Source organism: Kitasatospora papulosa (genome assembly GCF_000717245.1).
GTDB classification, from domain to species: domain Bacteria; phylum Actinomycetota; class Actinomycetes; order Streptomycetales; family Streptomycetaceae; genus Streptomyces; species Streptomyces papulosus.
In genome coordinates this window covers 1-17,282 of the sequence record NZ_JNYQ01000010.1, presented here as the reverse complement: position 1 = coordinate 17,282, position 17,282 = coordinate 1, and the positions used below count along the sequence as shown (strand labels likewise).

Below are 17,282 nucleotides of genomic sequence, written 5' to 3'. Positions count from 1 at the left end.
CCGTGTTCGACAGGACCGCCCCGGTCGCACGACCGGGGCGGTCCTGCTGCGTCCGGCGGACGCAACACCGCGCGCCCGCGGTGGAACCTGTCCTCGGGCGGAACCTCTCCTGCGGCGGAACACGACGGGACAACCGGATCCCGGCGGGACACAACCATCGGTTGTACGCGCCTAGGGTGAAACGGTGGACACCGAGGGATTGCGATCGTTCGTCCGGGCCGCGGAGCTCGGGCAGGTGCGGCGCGCGGCCGACGAGCTGGGCGTGACGCAGCAGGCCGTCTCGAAGCGGATCGCCGCCCTGGAGCGCGGGCTGGACGTGCGTCTCTTCACGCGCACCGCGCGGGGCGTCGAGCTGACCCCCGACGGCCGGGCGTTCCTCCCCCACGCGCGGAGCGTCGTCGCGGCCGTCGGCCGTGCCGTCACCGCGGTCAGGCCGGGTTCGCGGGCTCTGCGGATCGACGTGCTCGGCCTGCGGAGCGCGCAGGCCGTCGTCCTGCACGCGTACTGGCGGTCACGTCCCGGGACCGGCCTCGACGTGGTGACCCTGCGGGTCGACGACCCGCAGGTGGCGGCCGCGGCCGTCGCCGCCGGGGAGGTCGACGCCTCGTTCCGTACGGTCACGGACCCGGGCGCGCTGCCGCCCGGGGTGCGGATGATCCACGCGTTCGACTCACCGCTGGAACTCCTGGTGGGCCCGGCACACCCGCTCGCCTCCGCGCGGGAGGTGACGCCGGCGCAGCTGCGCAAGCACCGGATCTGGGTTCCCGGGATCGCCCCCCGCAGCGAATGGGCGGACTTCTACGACCAGCTCACCACCGCTTTCGACCTGCGTATCGACGCCGTGGGCCCGCACTTCGGGGACGAGGTGCTTCTGGAGACCCTCGCGGAGTCGCCGGACGTGGCCACCCTCGTCGGGTCACGCGACCGGTACGTCTGGCCGGTGGCCCACGATTTGCGGCGCATCCCCGTGGCGCGGCCCGTCCTGGCGTACCCGCTCTCCCTCGTCCTGCCCGCCGAGAATCCGCACCCGGCGCTCGGCGGCGTCGTCGCCCGCCTCGGAGGCCTGCCGAGGCCCTCCGGCAAGGTCTGGCGCCCGTCCTGGGCCACGGAGCCCGACGCAGCCCGGCCGCCCGGGTCCGGGCACCGCTGACACCCCTTGTCGCACCACGAGCACCCGACGGCCGGAGACCGTCGTCGGGCACACCGGAAAGGACCCCTGGCATGTCCCGGAACCGTCTCATGCGTATCCACAGCCCGGAGTTCCGCGCCATGTCGGAGCGAGTGCTGCGGGTCACCGAGCTCACCTCCCGCCTCAACGTCCTGCCCTTCGAGGACGAGGACGGCAGGGCGGAACTGCTCGGCCGGATCCTCGGCAGGCCGCTGCCTGCCGGACTCACGGTCTACCCGCCCTTCTTCACGGACCACGGCCTCCACCTGGACCTCGCGGAGCGGGTGTTCATCAACCAGAACTGCACGTTCCTGGACTACGCCGGCATCCGGCTCGGCGAACGTGTGATGGTCGGCCCGAAGGCCACCTTCATCACCGTCGGCCACCCGGTCGATCCCGGGGAGCGGCGGGGGTGGCTGAGCGGCGCGCCCATCGACGTGGCGGAGAACGTGTGGATCGGCGCCGGTGCCACGATCCTTCCCGGCGTCAGCATCGGCCGGGACGCCGTGATCGCGGCCGGCGCGGTCGTGGCCGACGACGTCCCGGCGGCGAGTCTGGTGACCGGCGGCAAGGCGGCCGTGCGCCGCCGGTGGTGACCTCACGGGTCCGCCGGCTCCGCGGAACGGCCGATGTCCACGGCCGGACCTACGATGGAGAGGTCCTGCAAGGCCCTGCGAAGGGGGCACGACATGACGCCCCGAACCTCTGTGCCGGACGCCGCTCTGACCGGCCTTCGTTCCGGCTTCGCCGGTGAGGTCCATGTTCCCGGCGACCCGGGTTACGACGAGGCCCGTACCGTCTTCAACAGCATGATCGACCGCAGACCCGCGGTGGTGGCCCAGTGCGCGTCCGAGGCGGACGTGACGAAGGCGCTCGGCGTCGCACGCGACCAGGAACTGGAGGTCGCGGTGCGGGGCGGCGGCCACAGCGTCGCGGGCATGGCCCTGAGCGAGGGCGGTCTCGTGATCGACCTGCGCCGGATGCACGCCGTCGACGTCGATCCCGGCGCCGGGACGGCCCGGGTCGGCGGCGGTGCGGTCATGAGCGACCTCGACCGGGCCACCCAGCCCCACTCCCTGGCGACCACGGGCGGGCGGGTGTCCACCACCGGCGTCGGCGGCTTCACCCTGGGCGGCGGCTCGGGATGGCTGGAGCGGAAGTTCGGGCTGGCGTGCGACAACCTGCTGGCGGCCGACGTGGTGACCGCGGACGGCATCTCCGTGCACACGAGCGCGTACGAGAACCCCGAGCTCTTCTGGGCCCTGCACGGCGGCGGCGGCAACTTCGGTGTGGTCACGTCACTGACGCTGCAACTGCACGAACTGCCCGAGATGAACATCGTGATGCTCCTGTTCCGCCCGGAGAACGGTCCCGAGGCGGTCCGTGCGTACCGGGACGTGCTGGAGTCCGCTCCGGACGCGGCGGGCGGCGGCTGCATCTACATCACCGGGCCGCCCGAGGAGTGGGTGCCCGAACCCCTGGTGGGCCACCTCGTCTGTGCCGTGCTGCTCACCTACGCCGGGCCACGGGCGGAGGCACGTGACGTGGCGGCGCCCCTGCTGGCGCTGGAGCACGAGGCTGAGATCCTCGACACGCTTCCCTACGCGGACCTGCAGTGCATGCTCGACGACCCGCCCGGCATGCGGAACTACTGGTCGGCCGAGTACCTGGACGGTTTCCCCGACGAGGCCGCGGCCGCCTTCTGCGCGGGCGCGGCGACGCTGCCCGTCCCCACGAACTGCCAGCACGTGCTGTTCCCGCTGGGCGGTGCGGTGGCGCGGGGGCCGGCCGACTACCCGCTGCCCTGGCGCTCCTCGCCCTGGGCCGTGCACCCCTTCGGCGTCTGGGAGGACGAGGCCGACGACGAGCGGGTCAGGGAGTGGGTGCGCACGGTGCGCGCCGGGATGATGCCGTGGGCCAACGGCGCGGTGTACCTCAACTTCATCGGGCGCGAGGGCCAGGAGCGGGTCATGGCCGGGTTCGGCGAGGAGGCCTACGAACGGCTGGCCCGGGTGAAGGCACGGTACGACCCGGACAACGTGTTCCACCTCAATCACAACGTCAAGCCCGCGGTGGCCATGGTGTGACCGGCCCGGCGGAGCCCGGTAGCTTCCTGACCGTGGGCGGTTCGCGCCCCGGGTACACCAGCGCGGGTGCGCACGAGTGGAAGCACGAGGCCGGAGCCGGTGGAGACAGAGGGCGGGATCACCGTGCGGCAGGCACTGGAGCTGCCGGGGCTGCGCGGTGGGCTCCCGGAGGTACTGACCTGCGCGGACCGGCTGGACCGCACGGTGCGCTGGGTGCACGCCGGTGAGGCCCCCAACATCCCCGCCCTCCTCAAGGGCGGGGAACTGCTGCTCACGACGGGTCTGGGTCTCGGAACCCGGCCCGCCGAACAGCGCGCCTTCATCCGCAGGCTGGCGGACCGCGGCATCGCCGCCCTGGTCGTGGAGCTCGGCCCGCGCTTCGGCCGGCTGCCCTCGGCGATCGTGGAGGCGGCCCGTACGGCGGGGCTGCCGCTCGTCCAGCTGCACCGCGAGGTCCCGTTCGTGGCGGTGACCGAGGAGATCCACACCGAGATCGTCAACGGCCACTACGCCCTGCTCCGGCGGGCGGAGGAGGTCCACCGGCGGTGCACGCAGGCGGTGCTGGGCGGCGGTGGGGTCCCGCAGGTCCTGGGGATCCTGGCGGACTTCGCCGGCAACCCGGTCTTCCTGGAGACCCCTGACGGCCGGCTGCTGTTCGCGGCCGGCCCGGGGACCGGCCCGGCGGGCGCCGGTCCGCTGCAGGTCTGGGAGGGACTGCGCGGGGCACGCGCGGCACGCGCGGCACGCGCGGCGCCCCCCGCCGGCGCGGTCCTGGTGGAGGTGCCCGGTGGCGGGCCGGGGACGGGGTCCGTCCGCGCCCGTCTGGTCCTGCTCGCGGTGTCCGGGTCTCTGCTGACGGTGCACCGGATGGCCGCCGAGCGGGCCGCGGGCATCCTGGCGGTCGTGCTGATGCAGGCCCGGCAGGAGGAGGAGCTCGCGGCGCGGGGCCGCGGGGACTTCCTCACCGATCTCGCCGAGGGGCGGATCGCTCCCGGGGACGCCCCCGCGCAGGCCGGCGTCCTGGGGTTCAGGCCGGGCGGAGATCCTCTGCTCCCGGTGGTGATGCGGCTCGCCCCGGAGTCCGCGCCCTCGGGCAGTTGGGCGCTGCTGGCCCGGGCGGTGGCGGAGGAGCTCGCGGGGGTGGGGGCGCCGGTGCTGGTGGGGGTGCGCCCGGTGGAGGGCAGGGTGCCGCTGCTGCTGGCGCTGCGCCCGGGGACCACCCGCACGGCGCTCGCGGACCGGGTCGCGGCGGCGCTGCGGGCCGGGGCCGACCGGGCGGGCCTGGAACGTCCCGGGGACCGTACGCCGTCGGCCGTGGTGGTCGGGGACGCGGGCGGCTGGGAGGCGGCGGGCGCGGGACTGCGGCACGCGGCCGAGGCGGCGACGGCCGCGCGCGGGCTCGGGGACCGTCCCTGGTGGGACGCGCGACGTCTGGACATCGATCTGCTGCTGTGGCGGCTGCGGGACCAGCCGGATCTGGCGTCCTTCGTCGAACGGTCGGTCGGGCCGCTGCTCGCACACGACCGGACCGCGCGCCCCGCCCTGCTGCCCACGCTGGAGGCGTACCTGGCGCACGCGGGGCGCAAGGCGGAGGCGGCACGCGAACTCCATCTGAACCGGCAGACGCTGTACAACCGGCTGGCCCGCATCGGCGAGCTGCTCGGCACCGACCTGGACGACCCCCAGTCGGTACTGGCCCTGAGCCTGGCCCTGCGGGCCCGCAGACACACCGGCTGACGGGCCTCAGCGCGCGTGGTGGCAATCGGGCGCCCTTACCGGTCAGCCGGCCGCCACAGGGGTCGCCAACTCGTCGTACACGGAGAGCACATGGGCGATCGTGTCGTCCTCGGTCGGCCAGCCCGCGGCCTGCGCGCGCCCCGCTTCGGCGAGCCGCTGCCGTCGACCGGGATCGGCGAGGAGGCGGACGACGGCCTCGGAGAGCGCCTCGGCGTCCCCGGGCGGGACCAGTTCCGCCGCGTCACCGACCAGTTCGGGCAGTCCGTCGGTCCGGGCCGCGACCAGGGGGATGCCGAGCCTCAGCGCCTCGTGGGCGAGCAGCGTACCGCCGTCCCCCCGGCCGGACAGGACGGCGATGTCGGCGGCGGCGAGGAGATCACCGATGTCCTCCGGGCCGCCCGCCAGGACGACGGGCAGGCCCTCCGCCGCGATCCGGCGGCTCAGGGCGCCGGTCCGGTGCCCCTCCCCCACGACGGCCAGCAGGGGCGCGGGGTCCAGCGCGCGCCAGCCGCGCACCGCGTCCAGCAGCGCGTCGTGGTCGCGCTGGGCCACCGAGACCAGCAACGGCCTTCCGAACGCTCCCAGTTCGGCGCGCACCTTGCCGTCGTCCGGGGATACGGTGACACGGCTCGCGGGGACCGCCGCCGGCGCGAGCCGTGCGTCCCTCGCACCTCGGCGGCGGGCCCGGTCGACCAGTTCCCACGAGGTGCCCAGCACGACGGCCGCCGCCCGGGCCGCCTTCCGCTCCAGCATCCGCAGCAGCCGCCCGCGGGCGCCTTCCGCGTGGGCGCGGGTGTGCCAGGTCACGACCAGGGGGGTGCCCTGGCCGCTGAGCGCGATACCGGCGCGCACGGCTGCGTGCAGGCCGTGGGCATGGACGATGTCCGCCCCGGCGCACGCGGTGCGCAGGGCGGCGACGGCGGCGGGATCACTGCGCCGGGGCACCGCGACGAAGCGGGTTCCCGAGGCGGGGAGACCGTGGGCGTGACCGGAACCGGCCGGGGCGCAGACGGTGACCTGCACGCCTCTGGCGACCAGCCCCGCGGCGAGCGAGCTGACACGAGCGCTGCTTCCGGCACCGCCGCCCAGGACTTGGACCGTACGCAACTGTGACACGGCTGATCGGCTCCCGGGGATCCCGAGTAGGTGATGAGTACAGTCCCAAGGATGCCAGTCCGTACGCACGTTCCGGGACTGACGAAACGTTGTTCCCGTCCTCGCGTCGACAGCGGCGCGGCCCACCCCACCCGTACGAGTGAAGTGGGCCGCGTGAAGCTGACGCCTGTGGGCCGTCAGCCGCTGGTCCGGGCGGTCTCCAGGAGTTCCTCGGCGTGGGCCCTCGCGGTCTCGGAGTCCTCCTGACCCGCGAGCATCCGGGACAGCTCCCTCACCCGGTCCTCGCCTTCCAGGACCGTGACGCCGCTGCTGGTCACCGACCCGTCCACGGTCTTCTCGACCAGCAGCTGCCGGTCGGCGAAGGCCGCCACCTGCGGCAGGTGGGTGACGACGACGACCTGGGCGGACCTGGCGAGCTTCGCCAGCCGCCGGCCGACCTCGACGGCCGCCTTGCCGCCGACCCCGGCGTCGACCTCGTCGAAGAGGTACGTCGGTACCGGGTCGGAGCCGGCGAAGACCACCTCGACGGCGAGCATCACCCTCGACAGCTCACCGCCCGACGCGCCCTTCGCGATGGGCCGCGGCTGCGCTCCGGGGTGCGGCGCCAGCAGGAGTTCCACCTCGTCCGCGCCGGACGGCCCGTAGAGGACGCTCCGGCCGCCGATGTCGATGCCGGACGCCTCGTCCGGCGCCTCGGACTGCCCGATGGCGAAGGAGACCCGGGCGTGCGGCATGGCGAGCGACGCCAGTTCCTCCGTGACGGCCGCGGCGAAGCGGTCCGCCGCCTCCGTCCGGGCGTCGGTCAGCTGCTGCCCGAGGACGGAGAGCTCGCCGCGCAGCGCGTCGCGCTCCGCCGTCAGCTCCCCGATGCGGTCGTCGTCGCCCTCCAGCTCGGTCAGCCGGGAGGCGCCTTCCTGCGCCCAGGCGAGCACGGCGGTGATGTCCTCGCCGTACTTGCGGGTGAGCGCGGTGAGCGCGGCACGGCGTTCCTCCACGGCGGCCAGCCGCAGCGGGTCGGCGTCGAGCTGGTCGGCGTATCCGGCGAGCTCCCCGGCGACGTCGGCCAGCAGGATCGAGATCTCGCCGGTCCGGTCGGCGAGCGCCGCCAGGGCCGGGTCGTGCGCCCGCACGGCGTCCAGCGACCGTCCGGCCGCGGCCACGACCGTGGTGGCGTCCACACCCTCCTGGTCCTCGGGATCACCCGCGAGAGCCGCGTGGGCGAGGGCCGCCGCGGAGGCGAGCGCCTCGGCGTGGCCGAGCCGTTCGGCCTCCGCCGCCAGCTCGGTGTCCTCCCCCGGCAGCGGTTCCACGGCGGCGACCTCGTCGAGGCCGAAGCGCAGCAGGTCCGCCTCCTGGGCGCGTTCCCTGGCCCGGACGGTCAGTTCGTCGAGCTCGGTGACGACGGCGCGCAGCCGCCGGTAGGCCGCCGCGTACGTGGTGAGCGGGCCGTCGACACCGGCCCCGGCGTAGCGGTCCAGCGCCTGGCGCTGCCGTGCGGGCTTGAGCAGGCCCTGCTGGTCGGTCTGGCCGTGCACGGCGACGAGTTCGTCGGCGAGTTCGGCGAGGACCCCCACGGGCACGGATCTCCCGCCGAGGTGGGCGCGGGAACGCCCCTCCGCCGAAACGGTGCGGCTGACGAGCAGCGCACCGTCCTCCACCTCGCCCCCGGCCTCCTCGGCGCGTACCGCCGCCGCGTCGCCCGGGGACACGGTGATGCGCCCCTCGACGACCGCGGCCTTGGCACCGATCCGCACCAGGGCGGGGTCGGCGCGCCCCCCGAGCAGCAGCCCGAGGCTGGTGACGACCATGGTCTTGCCCGCGCCGGTCTCACCCGTCACCGCGGTGAAACCGGGTGACAGCTCCACCACCGCGTCGTCGATGACTCCGAGCGACCGTATCCGCATCTCCTCCAACACGGACATGACCTTACGAGGTCCCGGGCCCGGTGTGCGACGGACCCCGGTGGCGGATTCACTCACGCGGGTGTGAGCAACGGCCCGGGACGTCAGTGCGGAGCACCCCGCCAGCCCTGCACGGGAAGCGCGAACTTCGCCACCAGACGGTCGGTGAACGACGCCTGGTGGAGCCGTGCCAGCCGTACGGGGACCGCGCCGCGCCGAACCTCGACGCGGGCCCCGGCGGGCAGCTCGACGGTGCGGCGGCCGTCGCACCACAGCACTCCGTGCGGGGTGTGCGGCTGGACCTCCACGGCCAGCACGGAGTCGGGTGACGTCACCAGTGGCTTCGCGAAGAGCGCGTGGGCGCTGATCGGCACCATCAGCAGGGCCTCGACCTCCGGCCAGACGACGGGGCCGCCCGCGGAGAAGGCGTACGCCGTGGACCCGGTGGGGGTGGCGCAGACGATCCCGTCGCATCCGAAGCCGGTCACGGGGCGGCCGTCGATCTCCAGGACGACCTCCAGCATCCGCTCGGGCGAGACCTTCTGGACGGCGGCCTCGTTGAGCGCCCAGTCGGTGTGCACGACGTCGCCGTTGCTGTGCACGACGACGTCGAGCGTCATCCGCTCCTCGACCTGGTAGGCGCGCGTCACCACCCGGTCGACGACCTTGTCCAGGTCGTCACGTTCGGCCTCCGCCAGGAAGCCGACCCGTCCGAGGTTGACGCCGAGCATGGGGACGCCGGAGGCGCGGGAGATCTCGGCTCCGCGCAGCAGCGTCCCGTCCCCGCCGAGCACGATCAGCAGCTCGCAGCCGTCCACGGCGTCGGGCGTCGCGTCGATGACCGTCTCCACGGACCGCGGCAGCGGCAGGTCCTCCGCCTCCGCGGCGAGCACCCGGACCCCGAGGCCGTTCCGCAGGAGGCCCTGCACCACCAGTTCGGCGCTGCGGATCGCGGCCGGACGGCCGGTGTGCGCGAGCAGGAAGACGGTGCGTTCCGGTGTCCCGGCCCGTTCCGCGCTCCCGGAGCGTTCCACGTTCCCTGAGTGTGCCGCATGGTCCGTCAACGGGGCCCCTCCGCCACTGCACGGTCGACGTCCGCGGGATCCAGCTCGGGTGCGCCGGCCCGCAGCCACAGAAAGTACTCGACATTTCCCGACGGTCCGGGGAGCGGGCTCGCCGTCACCCCGCGGACGCCGAGGCCCAGCAGACCGGCCCGGCGTGCCACTTCCCGTACCGCTTCCGCCCGCAGCTCGGGGCTGCGGACCACACCGCCGCTGCCGAGGCGCTCCTTGCCCACCTCGAACTGCGGCTTGACCATGAGCACCAGGTCGGCGTCGGGTGCCGCACAGCGCGCGAGCGCGGGCAGCACCAGGCCGAGCGGGATGAACGACAGGTCGCCCACCACCAGGTCCACCGCCTTCCCGTCGATCTGCTCCAGCGTCAACTCGCGTACGTTGGTACGGTCCTTGACGGTGACCCGTTCATCGGACTGCAGGGACCAGGCGAGCTGGCCGTAGCCGACGTCCACGGCCACGACATGGCCGGCGCCGGCCCGCAGCAGCACGTCGGTGAAGCCCCCGGTGGAGGCCCCGGCGTCGAGCGCCCTGCGCCCCTGGACCTCCAGTCCGAGCGGCACGAAGGCGGTGAGTGCGCCCGCGAGTTTGTGTCCGCCGCGCGAGACGTACTCGGGGTCGCTGTCGTCCTTGACGACGACGACGGCGGCGCTGGTCTCGACCTGGGTGGCGGGCTTGGTCGCGGTGTTCCCGCCGACGGTCACCCGCCCCGCTGCGATCAGCTGGCTCGCGTGTTCACGCGAGCGGGCGAGCTTGCGGCGTACCAGCTCGGCGTCGAGGCGGCGACGTGCCACTCCTGCCACGTTCGGTTCAGCTCCTGTTGTCGTGCGCGGGCGTCGGTGCGGGTGCGGGCCGGACGTCCAGCGCGGTCAGCTCGTCGCGCAGCCCACGGTGTACATCCTCGTACACCTCGGTGTGGCCGTCCGCCGGGAGGTGGTCCGCGTCGGCCAGCCGCTCCAGCCGCGCGTCGACACCGGCGTGCCCGGTGGGGGTCCGGGCGACTCCGAGGGGCGCGGGCGGGACGGGGGCGAAGGAGGGGACGGGAGGTACGTCCGGTCGTGTCCCGGCCTCTTCGCCCGCCTGCCCCTGCTCCACCGTGTCCGGCCCCGGCATCCAGTCGCTCATGCGGGAACGCTACCCCGAAGGGCCGGTGTACCGTCGGTGACGATGGCGACCATGGCGGAGTGCCGCAGCGCACTCGACACACTTTCCGGCAACCTGGCGGGGGCCGACGGCGACGTGCGCGGCGCCGCCGACCTCGACCGCTCGCTGAGCTGCCACATCAGGGATCTCGACGCGACGTTCACCGGACGGCTGGCGCACGGCCGGATCACGGTGCTGGACACGCACGAGGGCCCGCCCCGGGAGAAGGCGGAGATCCGGCTCGCGATGACCGGCGACGACCTGGTCGCCATGGTCGACGGCGAGCTGAACTTCGCGAAGGCCTGGGCATCGGGCCGGGTGCGGCTGGAGGCGGGCTTCCGTGACCTGCTGAAGCTCAAGTCCCTCCTCTAGCCCTCGCCGGACGGAGACACCGGCCTCCGGGCCTCGTCAGACGGACGCACCGGCGCGCTTCCCGCGGGCGGCGGGGACGACGAGGGGCGTTCCCGTCTCGGGGTCGTCGATGACCTGGCACCGTATCCCGAACACCTCCTCCACGAGCCGCGCCGTGACGATGTCGCCGGGAGCACCCTCGGCGATGACCGCGCCCCCGCGCATGGCGATCAGATGGGTGGCGTACCGGGCGGCGTGATTGAGGTCGTGCAGCACCGCGACCAGCGTGCGGCCCTGTGTCTCGTGCAGTTCGGCGCAGAGGTCGAGCACGTCGATCTGGTGCTGGATGTCGAGGTACGTCGTCGGCTCGTCCAGCAGCAGGAGCGGTGTCTGCTGGGCGAGGGCCATGGCGATCCAGACGCGCTGGCGCTGGCCGCCCGACAGTTCGTCGACGTAGCGGTCGGCGAGCCCGCCGACGCCGGTCGACTCCATGGACTCCTTCACGATCCGCTCGTCCTCGGGCGACCACTGGCGCAGCAGCCCCTGGTGCGGGTAGCGGCCGCGCGAGACGAGGTCGGCGACGGTGATGCCGTCCGGGGCCACGGAGGACTGCGGCAGCAGGCCCAGGGTCCTGGCGACCTGCTTCGCGGGCATCCGGTGGATGGACCGCCCGTCCAGCAGGACGTCTCCGGCGGTCGGCTTCAGCATCCGGGAGAGGGCGCGCAGCAGGGTCGACTTGCCGCAGGCGTTGGGGCCGACGACGACCGTGAAGGAGTTGTCGGGGATCTCCACCGAGAGGTTCTCGGCGATGACCCGCTGGTCGTAGCCGAGGGTCACCGAGTCCGCGGTGAGGCGCTGCATGGTCGTACTCCCGGGGTCTGTGGGTTCGGTCTGCGCGGTGTCCGGTGTGTCCTGTCTCATATGCGTCCCGCCCTGCGCTCGGCCACGAGAAGCCACAGCAGGTAGCAGCCGCCGAGGACGCCGGTGACGACGCCCACCGGGAGCTGGCGGTCACCGAAGGCGTTCATGGCGGTCCAGTCGGCGACGAGCAGCAGGGCCGCGCCGGTGGCGGCGGCGGCCGCCAGGTTGGGACCGGGGGCCCGGGTGAGGCGTCGGGCGACCTGCGGGGCGCTGAGCGAGACGAAGACGATCGGTCCGGCGGCCGCGGTCGCGACGGCGACGAGCAGCACCGCGCAGCTCAGCAGGACGAGGCGGGTGCGTTCCACCCGCACGCCCAGGGCGTGGGCGGCGTCGTCGCCCATCTCGATCATGCGCAGCGCCCGCCCGTGTCCGAGGACGAGGGGGATCAGGACGCAGCACACCGCGAGCAGCGGCCAGACCTGGGCCCAGTCGCGGCCGTCCAGCGTGCCGGTCATCCAGACGACGGCGCGGGTGGCGTCGACGAGGTTCGCCTTGGTGATCAGGTAGTGGATCGCGGCGGTGAGCATGGCGGCGGCGCCGATGCCGACGAGGACGAGGCGGTAGCCGTGCACCCCGCGCTTCCAGGCCAGCAGGTGGACGGCCGCGCCGGTCAGCATGCCGCCGGCGACGGCGCCCGCGGCGACCTCGGAGGGTCCGCCCTGGAAGAGCACGATCACGACGAGGGCGCCGACCGCGGAGCCCTGGCCGAAGCCGAGGACGTCGGGGCTGCCGAGGGGGTTGCGGGAGACGCTCTGGAAGACGGCGCCGCCGACCCCGAGCGCGGCGCCGACGAGCAGCCCGACCAGGACCCTGGGCAGGCGCAGCTCCGTGACGATGAACTCCTGCTGGAACGTTCCGTCGCCGAGCAGGGTGGTGACGACCTGCCCGGGTGACATGGCGTAGTCGCCGCTGCCGATCAGTACCACGGCGGCGAAGGACGCCGCCGCGACGAGCAGGGCGATCACGACGAGCGCCCGCGCGTCCACCCGGAACGAGAGGCCGCCGGCCGTCCGTACGGCGTGGACCGTCTTCGTGGTGTCCTGCGTGGCCTTCACAGCTGGGCCATCCTCTTGCGGCGTACGAGATGGATGAACACGGGCCCGCCCAGCAGTGCGGTGACGATGCCGACCTGCAGCTCGGAGGGGCGGGCGGCGACCCTGCCCACCACGTCGGCGACGAGCAGCAGCACGGGCGCGAGAACGGCGGCGTAGGGCAGGATCCACCGCATGTCCGGGCCCGTGATCGTCCGGACCAGGTGCGGGATCATCAGCCCGATGAAGACGATCGGCCCGCACGCGGCGGTCGCCGCCCCGCAGAGCAGGGTGACGGCCACCATCGCGAGGACCCGGGTGCGGGTCAGGTGGGCGCCGAGCGCCCTGGCCGTGTCGTCGCCCATCTCCAGCGCGTTGAGCGGCCGGGCGATGAGCAGGGACAGCAGCACACCGAGCCCGATGAACGGCCACACCTTGCCGACGGTCTCCGGGTTCGCCGAGGCGAGCGACCCGACGGTCCAGAACCGCAGCCGGTCCAGCGCCGCGGAGTCCAGCAGCTGTACGGCGTTGACGTAACCGAACAGGGCCGCGGTGACCGCCGTACCGGCGAGCGCGAGACGCACGGGGTTCGCGGACCTGCTGCCGCCCAGCAGGTACACCGCGACGGACACGAGCGCGGCGCCGCCGAACGCGAACCAGACGTATCCGGTCAGCGACGTGACGCCGAAGAAGGTGATGGCGGAGACGACCGCCGCCGCCGCGCCCGCGTTGACGCCCAGCAGACCGGGCTCGGCGAGCGGATTGCGGGTGAGCGCCTGCATCACCGCGCCGGCCAGCCCGAGCGCTGCCCCGACGATCAGCCCCAGCACGGTGCGCGGGACCCGCACATCGCGTACGAGGACGTCACCGTTGGTGCCCGAGTAGTGGAACAGGCCGTGCCACACCTCGGAGAGGGGAAGGGCCTTGGCTCCGATCGCGACACTCGCGAGGCACACCAGCACCAGCACCGCGACGGCGACCAGCAGACCGGCCGCTCTCGCCGCGTGACGCCCGGCGCGCGCGCCCGTGCCCGGCATGGCCGGGGGGCCGGAACTCGATTCAGGGGGACTCTCGACCAACACCTGGTTAGGTTAGCCTATCCTCCAATTCGCTCAACTCCCCCGTACCGCACAAGATCCGGCACGCTACAGGTCGAGCCGGGCCACGGCCTTCTGCGCGTCCAGGCCGCACGCGCCCTCACCCGCGTGCGTCCAGGCCGCCGCGCACAGGGCCCTCAGCCCGTCGATCGCGTCACCCCCGCCGTCCAGCACGAGTGCCTCGCCGCGCACCCCCGCCGTCCAGCCTCCGCAGCGGAACCCGTCAACGTCCTCCGACACCTCGGGCTGGCCTGTGAGCAGTCCCCTCAGGTCACGGTCGACATAGGTCGGGCGGTACCGGGGTTCGGCCGCGATCAGCTGCGCCGCGTCGGTGACGCCGGTGAGGACGAGCAGCGAGTCGACGCCGCCGTTGAACGCGCCCTCGATGTCGGTGTCCAGCCGGTCCCCGACGACCAGGGGCCGCTTCGCTCCCGTCCGCAGCACGGTCTCGCGGTGCATCGGCGGCAGCGGCTTGCCGGCCACCTGCGGTTCGGCCCCGGTCGCGATGCGCACGACCTCGACGGCCGCGCCGTTGCCGGGAGCGATGCCCCGGGCGCCCGGGATCGTCAGGTCGGTGTTGGACGCGAACCACACGGCTCCGCGGGAGATCGCGTACGCGGCCTCGGCGAACCGCCCCCACGGCAGGTCGGGCCCGCCGAACCCCTGCACCACGGCGACAGGATCGTCGTCCGCCGACTCCACCGGCACGAGCCCGCGCTCGCGCAGAGCGACCCGCAGCCCTTCGCCGCCGACCACGAGAACCCTCGCCCCGGACGGCAGCTGATCAGCCATCAGCCGGGCCACCGCCTGCGCGGACGTGATCACGTCGGTGGCGTCCGCCGGGACCCCGAGTTCCGTCAGGTGCTCGGCCACCGCGTCGGGCGTCCGCAGTGCGTTGTTCGTCACGTACGCCAGATGCATGCCGCCCTCACGGGCGCTGCCCAGCGATTCGACGGCGTGCACGATCGCGTGCCCACCGGCGTACACCACTCCGTCGAGGTCGAGCAGAGCCGTGTCGTACGCCTCGCTCAGCGCCACGTCACTCCCCAGCGGCCGGGACCTGTACTGCTGACTCATATGTCTCTGCTCCTCGTTGCCATGCTTCTCCCCCGATCATCGCGCATCGTGGGAGCGCACATACGATGCTGAAATGAACACATCCGGGCCCGCCGCAGGCCAGGGGCTGCGGCTGATTCCCTTCCGCGGACTGCGGTACGTCCCCGAGCAGGTCGGCAGCCTCGCGGCGGTGACCTCGCCCCCGTACGACGTGGTCGTACGGCCCGACGGTCTCCACCACCTGGAGTCCGCGGATCCGCACAACATCGTGCGGCTGATCCTCCCGCAGGCCGGCACGGCCGCCGAGCGCCACCGGCAGGCGGCCGACACCCTGAAGCGCTGGCTGGCGGAGGGCGTCCTCGCCCCGGACCCGGTTCCCGCGCTCTACGTGTACGAGCAGCGGGCCGGTGACATCCTTCAGCGCGGTGTGATCGGGGCCCTGGCGCTCTCCCCCGCGTCGGAGGGTGTCGTGCTGCCGCACGAGGACGTCATGGACGACGTCGTGGAGGACCGCGCCGACCTGATGCGCGCCGCCGCCGCCCATCTCGAACCCCTGCTTCTCAGCTACGAGGGCGAGGGCGGGCCGAGCGGCGCGACGGCCGTGATCGAGCGGGTGGTGGAGCGCCTCCCGCTTCTCACCACGACGACCGAGGACGGTGTCGACCACCGTCTCTGGGCCGTCACCGACGCCGCCGAGCGGGCGGAGGTCCAGTCCGATCTGTCCCGGCGCCAGGCCCTGATCGCCGACGGCCACCACCGCTGGGCGACCTACCTGCGGCTGCAGCAGGAGCAGTCCGCCCCCGGGCCCTGGGACTTCGGTCTCGTCCTGCTCGTGGACACGGCCCGCTATCCGCTGCGGGTGCGGGCGATCCACCGGCTCCTGCACCGCCTTCCGGTCGACGAGGCGCTCCGCGCCGTCGACGGGCTGTTCCGCGTCCGGTCCGTCGACGGGCCGCTGCCCCGGGCGCTCGACGCTCTGGGGGCCGCCGCGGCGGACGGCAACGCCTTCCTCCTCGCGGGCGACGGTGGCTTCCACCTGATCGACCGTGCGGACGAGGCACTGCTGGCCCGCACGGTCCGCGCCGACCGGCCGGCGGCGTGGCGCACGCTCGACGCGACCGTGCTGCACTCGGCGCTCCTCGACGACGTGTGGCAGGTCCCGGACGCCCCGGAGCACATCGCCTACATCCACGCGGCGGAGGCGGCGGTCGAGCAGGCGGAACGGCGTGGGGCCACGGCCGTGCTGATGCACCCCGTGCGCGAGGAAGTGGTCAGGGACCTGGCGCGACAGGGGGTCACCATGCCCCGTAAGTCGACGTCGTTCGGCCCCAAGCCGGCGACGGGGCTGGTACTGCGGAGTCTCGACCTCGACTGAGTCCGGTGCCAGGACTCCTGTTACGGGGCCCTGGGCGGAACGCGGAAGAGGGCGGCAACCCGTGGTGGGTGCCGCCCTCTTCTCACATGCCGCGTGTCAGCGGGGCTCAGGCCTTCGCGGGCCCGTCCTCGTCGCGGTCGTCCTCGTCGCTGTCGTGGTCCTCGTCGCTGTCGTGCGCCTCGGTGGCAGGGACTTCGACGTCGGCAGCGTCGCCGGTGTTCTCGTCGTCGCCGAGCGCGTCGACGAACTCCACACCGTCGAGTTCGGCGAGCCGGTCGGACGCGTCGGTCGCACCGTCCTTGTCGGCCTCCAGGGCCTTCCCGAACCACTCACGGGCCTCGTCCTCACGGCCCGCCTCGAGGAGAGCGTCGGCGTAGGCGTACCGCAGGCGCGGAGTCCAGGAGTGGACGGCGCTGGACGCCAGCTCGGAGCTCTGCAGGGTGACGATCGCGGCGTCGATCTGTCCCATGTCCCTGCGGGCGCCGGCGGCGACGAGACGCATCTCGACCTGGCCGGCCTTGTCCAGCTTCTGGACCTCGGGCTCACCGGCCATGGCCATGGCCCGCTCGGGGCGGCCGAGGCCACGCTCGCAGTCGGCCATGACGGGCCACAGCTCCACGGAACCGGTCATCCGGCGGGACGCCCGGAACTCGGCGAGGGCCTCGGAGTACTTCTGGGTGGCGTACGCGGCGAAGCCCGCGGCCTCACGCACCGCGGCCACCCTGGACGCCAGCCGCAGGGCGATCCGGGAGTAGGCGTAAGCCTGCTCGGGGTCCTCGTCGATCAGTCGGGCGACCATGACGAGGTTCCGCGCGACGTCCTCGGCGAGGGTCTTCGGCAGGCTCATGAGCTCCTGCCGGACATCCTTGTCGATCTCGTCGCCGGTGACGTCGTCAGGAATCGGGAGCCGCTTGACGGGCTCGCGGTCGCGGTCGTCGCGCCCCTGGTAGCCGCCCCGGTCGTCGCGGCCACGGTAGCCACCGCGGTCGCCGCCACGGTCGTCACGGCGGGGGCCACGGTCGCGGTCGTCACGGCGGAAACCGCCACCAGTACCGCCGCCACGGCTGTCATCGCGGCGGAAGCCACCGCCGGTACCGCCGCCACGGCTGTCGTCGCGGCGGAAACCGCCACCGCGGTCGTCGTCGCGACGGGGGCCGCGGGGGCGGTCGTCGCGACGGTCGAAGCCGCCGCCGGCGGGACGGCCACCACGGTCGTCACGCTGACCA

At 73.7% G+C, this 17,282-nt stretch carries 16 protein-coding genes; 6 read left to right on the top strand and 10 right to left on the bottom strand.

The genetic code is table 11. The features are described 5' to 3' along the window. Positions 1 to 184: 184 nt before the first annotated feature. From IA22_RS0123585 to IA22_RS0123565, 4 genes are all read left to right on the top strand, one after another. Entirely contained in the window at positions 185 to 1,150 is a 966-nt protein-coding gene (locus IA22_RS0123585) for a LysR family transcriptional regulator (protein WP_030124757.1), read from the top strand. Between the two features lie 71 nt (positions 1,151 to 1,221). Beyond that, on the top strand, positions 1,222 to 1,764 hold the full coding sequence (locus IA22_RS0123580) for a DapH/DapD/GlmU-related protein (protein ID WP_015576635.1): 543 nt from the start codon (positions 1,222 to 1,224) through the stop codon (positions 1,762 to 1,764). A 93-nt stretch (positions 1,765 to 1,857) separates the two neighbouring features. Further along, positions 1,858 to 3,255, top strand: coding sequence for an FAD-binding oxidoreductase (locus IA22_RS0123570; RefSeq protein WP_030124756.1), 1,398 nt, complete (start codon positions 1,858 to 1,860; stop codon positions 3,253 to 3,255). A gap of 99 nt (positions 3,256 to 3,354) precedes the next feature. After that, a complete protein-coding gene (locus IA22_RS0123565) occupies positions 3,355 to 4,992 on the top strand; it encodes a PucR family transcriptional regulator (protein ID WP_030124755.1) in 1,638 nt (545 codons plus the stop codon). Positions 4,993 to 5,034: 42 nt separating this feature from the next. On the opposite strand, the gene IA22_RS0123560 is transcribed toward IA22_RS0123565, so the two are convergent. From IA22_RS0123560 to IA22_RS0123540, 5 genes are all read right to left on the bottom strand, one after another. Then, positions 5,035 to 6,108 (bottom strand): glycosyltransferase family 4 protein, encoded by a 1,074-nt coding sequence (locus tag IA22_RS0123560; RefSeq protein WP_030124754.1) that lies wholly within the window; start codon positions 6,106 to 6,108, stop codon positions 5,035 to 5,037. Between the two features lie 176 nt (positions 6,109 to 6,284). Continuing rightward, positions 6,285 to 8,030: a DNA repair protein RecN gene (gene recN, locus IA22_RS0123555; protein WP_015576639.1), complete on the bottom strand. Its 1,746-nt coding sequence runs from the start codon at positions 8,028 to 8,030 to the stop codon at positions 6,285 to 6,287. An 83-nt stretch (positions 8,031 to 8,113) separates the two neighbouring features. Then, entirely contained in the window at positions 8,114 to 9,043 is a 930-nt protein-coding gene (locus IA22_RS0123550) for an NAD kinase (protein WP_049799066.1), read from the bottom strand. 26 nt (positions 9,044 to 9,069) lie between these two features. Next, the gene (locus tag IA22_RS0123545; RefSeq protein WP_014157044.1) at positions 9,070 to 9,885 is read right to left on the bottom strand and encodes a TlyA family RNA methyltransferase; all 816 of its coding nucleotides are present in this window, start codon (positions 9,883 to 9,885) and stop codon (positions 9,070 to 9,072) included. 7 nt (positions 9,886 to 9,892) lie between these two features. Further along, positions 9,893 to 10,207, bottom strand: a complete 315-nt coding sequence (locus IA22_RS0123540) for a hypothetical protein (protein WP_015576640.1) — start codon at positions 10,205 to 10,207, stop codon at positions 9,893 to 9,895. Positions 10,208 to 10,249: 42 nt separating this feature from the next. Here IA22_RS0123540 and IA22_RS0123535 point away from each other — a divergent pair, with 42 nt between their 5' ends. Further along, positions 10,250 to 10,597, top strand: coding sequence for an alkyl sulfatase C-terminal domain-containing protein (locus IA22_RS0123535; protein ID WP_014157042.1), 348 nt, complete (start codon positions 10,250 to 10,252; stop codon positions 10,595 to 10,597). A gap of 36 nt (positions 10,598 to 10,633) precedes the next feature. On the opposite strand, the gene IA22_RS0123530 is transcribed toward IA22_RS0123535, so the two are convergent. The 4 genes from IA22_RS0123530 to IA22_RS0123515 form a co-directional block, all read right to left on the bottom strand. Next, positions 10,634 to 11,437, bottom strand: a complete 804-nt coding sequence (locus IA22_RS0123530; RefSeq protein ID WP_014157041.1) for an ABC transporter ATP-binding protein — start codon at positions 11,435 to 11,437, stop codon at positions 10,634 to 10,636. A gap of 56 nt (positions 11,438 to 11,493) precedes the next feature. Further along, positions 11,494 to 12,552 (bottom strand): FecCD family ABC transporter permease, encoded by a 1,059-nt coding sequence (locus IA22_RS0123525; protein WP_015576642.1) that lies wholly within the window; start codon positions 12,550 to 12,552, stop codon positions 11,494 to 11,496. Continuing rightward, the gene (locus tag IA22_RS0123520) at positions 12,549 to 13,565 is read right to left on the bottom strand and encodes a FecCD family ABC transporter permease (protein WP_030124752.1); all 1,017 of its coding nucleotides are present in this window, start codon (positions 13,563 to 13,565) and stop codon (positions 12,549 to 12,551) included. Before IA22_RS0123520 ends, IA22_RS0123525 begins: the two co-directional genes overlap by 4 nt. 108 nt (positions 13,566 to 13,673) lie before the next feature. Next, positions 13,674 to 14,702 (bottom strand): HAD hydrolase-like protein, encoded by a 1,029-nt coding sequence (locus tag IA22_RS0123515; RefSeq protein ID WP_030124751.1) that lies wholly within the window; start codon positions 14,700 to 14,702, stop codon positions 13,674 to 13,676. Between the two features lie 73 nt (positions 14,703 to 14,775). Here IA22_RS0123515 and IA22_RS0123510 point away from each other — a divergent pair, with 73 nt between their 5' ends. Beyond that, positions 14,776 to 16,056: a DUF1015 family protein gene (locus IA22_RS0123510; RefSeq protein WP_030124750.1), complete on the top strand. Its 1,281-nt coding sequence runs from the start codon at positions 14,776 to 14,778 to the stop codon at positions 16,054 to 16,056. A 106-nt stretch (positions 16,057 to 16,162) separates the two neighbouring features. Here the strand turns inward: IA22_RS0123510 and IA22_RS0123505 are convergent, their stop codons facing one another. Next, positions 16,163 to 16,903: a tetratricopeptide repeat protein gene (locus IA22_RS0123505; RefSeq protein WP_030124749.1), complete on the bottom strand. Its 741-nt coding sequence runs from the start codon at positions 16,901 to 16,903 to the stop codon at positions 16,163 to 16,165. Positions 16,904 to 17,282 lie beyond the last annotated feature (379 nt).